This is a genomic window from Bartonella sp. MR110HLJHH, from assembly GCF_042194225.1.
GTDB lineage: Bacteria > Pseudomonadota > Alphaproteobacteria > Rhizobiales > Rhizobiaceae > Bartonella > Bartonella grahamii.
The window spans coordinates 1-1,076 of sequence record NZ_JBHIMQ010000069.1 but is presented as its reverse complement, the minus strand read 5'-3'; the positions used below and the strand labels follow the sequence as shown (position 1 = coordinate 1,076).

Here is a 1,076-nt window from a genome sequence, read left to right as displayed (position 1 = left end):
TCATTATTATAATTTTGACACTAAAGTAAAGTGTATAGTTTGCGATAATTGATCTTTTCTTAATTTCATTTTTTAATTTATGAAAATAGCTCAATTTTAGTGCGAATATTTTTTACTTTAGGATTGGATATCCTCGTTATTTTGTCATATGGATATTAAGGGCATCTGTTACGAGCAGCATTGCTTTTTATCTCATCTAGTTTCTATGTCTCCATAGATGTCCAAATGTAATGCCTTTTGCGAGAGAATTGGCAACGCTTGATAGTTTGAGTAACAGGGTGATGGATATAATGGACAAGATGAGAGCACCTCCAAACATGAAGCTTATATTCTGGTCGTAATCGAGTTTCATATCGCTCAAATAGTTTGCAAAGATATTCATCATCAGATTAAATACAGTCGCTAAGAGTAGAAAGAGGATTATATAATTGACGACTTGGGTTATCCATTGCTCGAAAAGGCGATGAGTTGGTTGCCAGAGCAAAGCAATGATGAAGAGTGATCCCCATCCTACGAGAAGTGTAATAGCGATTTTTGTCAGGAGTACGAGACCACCGCCGATTGCTACTACGAGGCTTGTTGCCAGCAAGATGATGATACCTAAGAGACTGTAAAGCAGTCCATTGGCTTCGAAGAAGACGGTTTCTTGGAAAAGACGTCCTGCATATTGAAATCCTTTGGTTGCTGTTTTGTCTAGTAAATTCATTAATTGTGTATCATTGAGTGGATCTGTTAAGAGCGCTTTTGATAACTCATGGGGCATTTGTGTTATTAAATTGGCAATTTCATTCTGATAAAGTCCTGTGGTAAGAGCTATTGAAGTAATAATACTTATCCGTAGGAAACGATTTACAAATCCGGAGAGAGGCATATCTATAGCGCCACGAATGATGAGCCATCCATAGATGATGAAAGCGATTGTGATACCGATTGATATAAAGGGCGTAATTGTAGCCGTTGTTTTTAAGGAAATATCCGTGACATATGTTTTTGTTATCTGATCAATTTTATTGAAAAGTTGCGTGAACACTGTAAAGTCCATGGAATTCCTCTTTAACGAATTTTCAACTTTTTAT

General features: G+C 36.3%; 1 protein-coding gene. It reads right to left on the bottom strand.

Annotated features, from left to right (window positions below; genetic code table 11):
* Positions 1-196: 196 nt before the first annotated feature.
* Positions 197-1,042 carry a type IV secretion system protein gene (locus tag ACFIKB_RS09355; RefSeq protein WP_375653481.1) on the bottom strand — a complete coding sequence of 282 codons (846 nt, stop codon included), beginning with the start codon at positions 1,040-1,042 and terminating at the stop codon, positions 197-199.
* Between the last annotated feature and the right edge of the window lie 34 nt (positions 1,043-1,076).

What these genes read in the sequence shown, in the direction of transcription:
- ACFIKB_RS09355 (WP_375653481.1), bottom strand. Translation starts at nt 1,042, where the DNA reads ATGGACTTTACAGTGTTCACGCAACTTTTCAATAAAATTGATCAGATA.